The sequence below is a fragment of the Streptomyces sp. NPDC055078 genome (genome assembly GCF_053607985.1).
Genome location: NZ_JBSGUP010000192.1, coordinates 1 through 4,853, shown reverse-complemented (window position 1 = coordinate 4,853; position 4,853 = coordinate 1). Strand labels below are relative to the sequence as shown.

General features: G+C 70.9%; 5 protein-coding genes. 2 read left to right on the top strand and 3 right to left on the bottom strand.

Annotated features, from left to right (window positions below; all coding sequences use genetic code 11):
- The coding region (locus ACWF94_RS18045; protein ID WP_453488719.1) for an ABC transporter permease at nucleotides 1-545 on the top strand (545 nt) is incomplete at its 5' end.
- A 140-nt stretch (nucleotides 546-685) separates the two neighbouring features.
- On the opposite strand, the gene ACWF94_RS18040 is transcribed toward ACWF94_RS18045, so the two are convergent.
- The 3 genes from ACWF94_RS18040 to ACWF94_RS18030 form a co-directional block, all read right to left on the bottom strand.
- Nucleotides 686-1,297 carry a Uma2 family endonuclease gene (locus tag ACWF94_RS18040; protein ID WP_453488716.1) on the bottom strand — a complete coding sequence of 204 codons (612 nt, stop codon included), beginning with the start codon at nucleotides 1,295-1,297 and terminating at the stop codon, nucleotides 686-688.
- A gap of 197 nt (nucleotides 1,298-1,494) precedes the next feature.
- Nucleotides 1,495-2,613 carry a phosphoserine transaminase gene (serC, locus tag ACWF94_RS18035; protein ID WP_453488713.1) on the bottom strand — a complete coding sequence of 373 codons (1,119 nt, stop codon included), beginning with the start codon at nucleotides 2,611-2,613 and terminating at the stop codon, nucleotides 1,495-1,497.
- Nucleotides 2,614-2,763: 150 nt separating this feature from the next.
- The gene (locus ACWF94_RS18030; protein ID WP_453488742.1) at nucleotides 2,764-3,258 is read right to left on the bottom strand and encodes a GTP-binding protein; all 495 of its coding nucleotides are present in this window, start codon (nucleotides 3,256-3,258) and stop codon (nucleotides 2,764-2,766) included.
- A 658-nt stretch (nucleotides 3,259-3,916) separates the two neighbouring features.
- Between ACWF94_RS18030 and ACWF94_RS18025 the strand changes: the two genes are divergently transcribed.
- The coding region (locus tag ACWF94_RS18025; protein WP_453488710.1) for an FAD-binding oxidoreductase at nucleotides 3,917-4,853 on the top strand (937 nt) is incomplete at its 3' end.

Genomic DNA, 4,853 nt, shown 5'->3' with positions numbered 1-4,853 from the left:
TGGTCAACGACGCGAGGAAGGGCGTCATCGACCGGTTCCGCTCGATGCCGATGGCCCCGTCTGCGGTGGTCGGCGGGCGCGGCGGCAGCGATCTGCTCGTCGCCACGGCCGAGCTGACCATCCTCGCGACGACCGCCTTCGTCATGGGCTGGCGCTCGGACGGCGGAGTCCTCAGGACGCTGAGCGCCTTCGCGCTGCTGGTACTGCTGCGGTTCTCGCTGATCTGGGTCGGCGTCTGGCTCGGACTCGTGCTCCCGAGCCCGGAGGCGGCGGGCGGACTGTACGCCGTGGTCTTCCCGCTCACCATGATCTCCAGCATCTTCGTCCCGCCGTCCACGATGCCGGACTGGCTGGGCACGGTCGCCGCATGGAACCCGCTCTCGTCAACGGCGGCGGCGACCCGGGAGCTGTTCGGGAATCCGGTGGCGGGCGACGGCAGCTGGGTCCAGGAGAACGCGATCCTGATGGCGGCCGTATGGCCGCTGATCATCACCGCGATCTGCCTGCCGCTCGCGGTGCGGCGCTTCCAGCGGCTGAGCCGGTGAGGCGGGCGGGTCGGCCCTGAGGGCCGGCGGCGGGGTTGAACGGCGAGGGGCTGAGGTTCCGGGGGGAACCTCAGCCCCGATGTCGTCCCGGAAGTCGTCTCGGAAGCCCTGACGCGGGCGCGGGGCGTCAGGACCCGGGGTCAGTCCTTCTGGCCCGCAGCCGTGAGAATCGCCTCGACATCGAGCTTGACCTCGGCGCCGATCGACTCGGGGAGCGTGATCTGCTCGCCGGGGGCGTGGACGCGGTGGTGGGTGTAGTCCGTCCCGTCCGGGTCGGTGAGGACATGCAGCCGCTGGTGCTTGCGGTCGACGATCACATAGACCGGGATGTGCGCCTCGGCATAGGCGGCGACCTTGTGCCTCAGGTCGGACTGGTAGTTGCTGGAGGTGACCTCCAGCACCAGGCGGAAGACGGCCGGGTCGTAGCAGTTGTACTCGGCGAGGTGTTCCTTGTAGTCGGCGTCGACCACGGCGAGGTCGGGGATCGTGTAATCCTGCGGTCCGCTCGGGAGCCAGAGACCGATGGCCTGGATGAGGCGCGCGTCTCCGCTGTGGAGATCCGCTGTGATGAACGGGATCATGACGTGGGTGAGGGCCTCGCCATGAGTGCCGTCTGCGGGTGGGGCCACGGTGATGACGCCTCCGATGATCTCGACGCGGTAACCGGGGAGCTGCTCCATGAGGGTGTCCGCCTGTTCGAGCAGCGTCCTCGGTTCGCCTTCACAGGGGTACTCGACTGCTGCGGCAGACATAGGGGCCTCCTGGTGGCTGGTGTCGAGACCATCATGGTAGGACCACAGGCCCCCTGTGGTCCTCTTTTCGACCGCTCACCCGGACGGGTGAGGGCCCCCGGCGATGTTGATCGCCGAGGGCCCTCCCGTACAGTTCGCGCAGCTCAGAGACGGTCCGGAGGTGGCGCGGGGCCGGGACCGGACAAGTCCGACAGGTGTCAGAGGCGCTCGATCACATAGTCCACGCACTTCGTCAGCGCCTCGACGTCCGCCGGGTCGATCGCCGGGAACATCGCCACCCGGAGCTGGTTGCGGCCCAGCTTGCGGTACGGCTCGGTGTCCACGATCCCGTTGGCGCGCAGGGTCTTGGCGACCGCCGAGGCGTCGATCTCGTCGGCGAAGTCGATCGTGCCGATGACCTGCGAGCGCTTCGCCGGGTCGATGACGAACGGAGTGGCGTACTTGGACGCCTCGGCCCAGCCGTACAGGTTCCGCGCCGAGGTCGCCGTGCGGCGTACGGACCAGTCCAGACCGCCCTGGCCGTTCAGCCACTTGAGCTGCTCGTTCAGCAGGAAGAGGGTGGAGAGCGCGGGCGTGTTGTACGTCTGGTTCTTCAGCGAGTTGTCGATCGCGGTCGGCAGGCTGAAGAACTCCGGGACATGGCGGCCCGAGCCGTGGACGCGGGCGGCGCGCTCCAGGGCGGCCGGGGAGAAGACACCGAGCCACAGTCCGCCGTCGGATGCGAAGGACTTCTGCGGGGCGAAGTAGTAGACATCCGTCTCGGCGATGTCGACGGGCAGCCCGCCCGCGCCGGACGTCGCGTCCACCAGCACCAGCGCGCCCTCGTCGGCACCCGCGACCCGGTTGATCGGGGCGGCGACACCGGTGGAGGTCTCGTTGTGGGTGAAGGCGTACACATCGACGCCCGCCTCCGCCTCGGGGTCCGGGTGGGTGCCCGGGTCGGAGGTGATGACGCTGGGCTCGGCCAGCCAGGGCGCGAGCTTCGCGGCCTTGGCGAACTTCGAGGAGAACTCGCCGAACGACAGGTGCTGGGACCTGTTCTCGATCAGACCGTGGGTCGCGATGTCCCAGAACGCGGTCGATCCGCCGTTGCCGAGGATCACCTCGTAGCCCTCGGGGAGCTGGAAGAGGTCGCGCACACCTTCGCGCACCGCGCCGACCAGGTTCTTGACCGGGGCCTGGCGGTGCGAGGTGCCGAGGAGGGAGGTACCGGAGGCGGCGAGGGCGTCGAGCGCCTCGGTACGCACCTTGGAGGGGCCCGCGCCGAAACGGCCGTCGGCGGGCTTGATGTCAGCGGGAATCTCGATCTCAGCCACGCATCGGAGCGTATCCGGTCCCCCCGCGCTCATCGACGGGTGGTCCGTCGGCTGAGACGCCGGACGGGGCCCTGCGGCGGGTTTCAGCCTTTCTGGCGGATCAGCCCTTCCGGCGGATCAGCCCTTCTGGTGGATCGCCCCTCCGGCGGATCAGCCCTTCTGGTGGACCGACAGCGCGTGCAGATGCTCCACCAGCGCGATCAGCACGAACTTGCTGGACGAGTGGTCCCGGGCGTCGAACTCCACCAGCGGCACATCCGGCGCCAGCGCCAGCGCCGAGCGGATGTGCTCATCGCTGTGCAGCGGCCCGCCGAAGTCGTTGACGGCGACGATGAAGGGCATGCCGTGGTGTTCGAGGCGGTCCAGCGCGTACCAGGCGTCGGTGAGTCTGCGGGTGTCGACGAGGACGACCGCGCCGATCGTGCCCGCGAGCAGCCGCTCCCACAGGAACCAGAAGCGCTCCTGTCCGGGGGCGCCGAACAGATACAGGACGCTGCGGTCGGCGATGGTGATCCGGCCGAAGTCGAAGGCGACGGTCGTGGCGTTCTTGGAGCTGACCCTGGTGGTGTCGTCCAGGCTGCGCCCGGCGCGGCTCATCACCTCCTCCGTGTGCAGCGGTCGGATCTCGCTGACGGAGCGGACCATGGTCGTCTTGCCGACGCCGAAGCCGCCGACCACGACGATCTTCAGGGCGTTCTCCGCCACCTCGGGGATCACCGGGTGCCGGCCGGCGGGGCACCGGTCTGCCGGTTGCTGTTTCTGCTGGTCGGGAGGGTGCTGCGGGCCAGGAGGGTGCTGCGGGCCAGGAGGGTGCTGGCCTGACGGATGCTGCGGGCCAGGAGGGTGCTGGCCTGACGGGTGCTGCTGGCCAGGAAGGTGCTGGCCTGACGGGTCTACCGCCCGCATACCGCGGGTCATCGCTTCTGGGCGGTAGTGCCGGTCGCGGTGCCGGTCATCGAGGGTTGCCTTCCGAGGAGTGACGGGGGCATAACTGGAGCCGCTTGTTCCTGATCAAGTGGTCGTCACTATAGGAGAGTTGACGATCACTTTGGGCTGTTCCCCCCGGCTTTGCCAAGGTCCGCACGGACGCAACGGTGCCAATCGGCATGTTTCCTGCCCGTTGGACGGCCCGGAGCCGGGCATCCTGAGACACATGGCTGAACACCGACGGAAGGGGCCGGGCCGGCGCGGGGGCCCGCCCGGACCGCCCACCGGCACCTCCGGTAGCCCCGGCGTATCCGGCACCCCTGGCCCCCCAGGGGCCTCCGGCGCCCCCGGCAGCTCTCGCGGCTCCGGGCGCCCCATGACGGACCTGGCGCGGGCCCTCAGGGCGGCCGTGCGCGGCGAGGTCGACTTCGGCGCCGCCGCCCGCGCCCTGATGACGATGGACGCCTCCAACTACCGCCGGGTCCCCGTCGGGGTCGTCGCCCCGCGCGACGCGGACGATGTGGCCGCCGTCCTGGAGGTGTGCCGCGCCCACGGGGTCCCCGTCGTGCCGCGCGGCGGCGGTACGTCGATCGCCGGGCAGGCCACCGGCACCGGAGTCGTCCTCGACCTCACCCGCCATATGGACGCGATCGTCGCGCTCGACCCGGCGGCCCGTACGGCCGTCGTCCAGCCCGGCGTCGTCCTGGACACCCTCAGGGACGCCGCCGCGCCCCATGGGCTCACCTTCGGCCCCGACCCCTCCACCCACGCCCGCTGCACCCTCGGCGGAATGATCGGCAACAACTCCTGCGGCGCGCACTCGGTCGCCTGGGGGACGACCGCCGACAATGTGCGCGCCCTGTCGGTGGTCACCTACGGCGGCGCCGCGCACCGGATCGGCCAGGGCTGGTCCGGCGCCCCGGCCGGTCTGCGCGAGCTGATCGACGCCCATCTCGCCCCGCTGCGGACCGGCTACCCCGAAGGGCTGCCCCGCCGTATCTCCGGGTACGCGCTGGACGCCCTGCTGCCCGAGCGGGGCACCGACCTCGCGCGGGCGTTCTGCGGCAGCGAGGGCACCCTCGCGGTGCTGACGGAGGCGACCGTACGGCTGGTGGAATCGCCCCCGGCGCGGGCGCTGGCCGTCCTCGGCTACCCCGACGAGAGCGCGGCGGCGGACGCGGCGGCCGGACTGCTGGCGTACGGCCCGCTGACCGTCGAGGGCATGGCCCACGACCTCGTACCGGACGGGCACGGGCTGCCGCGCGGCGGGGCGTGGCTGTTCGTCGAGACGGGCGGTGCGACGGCCGCCGAGG

Excerpts from the sequence above, each read along its gene's own strand:
- ACWF94_RS18040 (WP_453488716.1), bottom strand. The coding sequence starts at position 1,297 with ATGTCTGCCGCAGCAGTCGAGTACCCCTGTGAAGGCGAACCGAGGACG.
- ACWF94_RS18030 (WP_453488742.1), bottom strand. The coding sequence starts at position 3,258 with ATGGTCCGCTCCGTCAGCGAGATCCGACCGCTGCACACGGAGGAGGTG.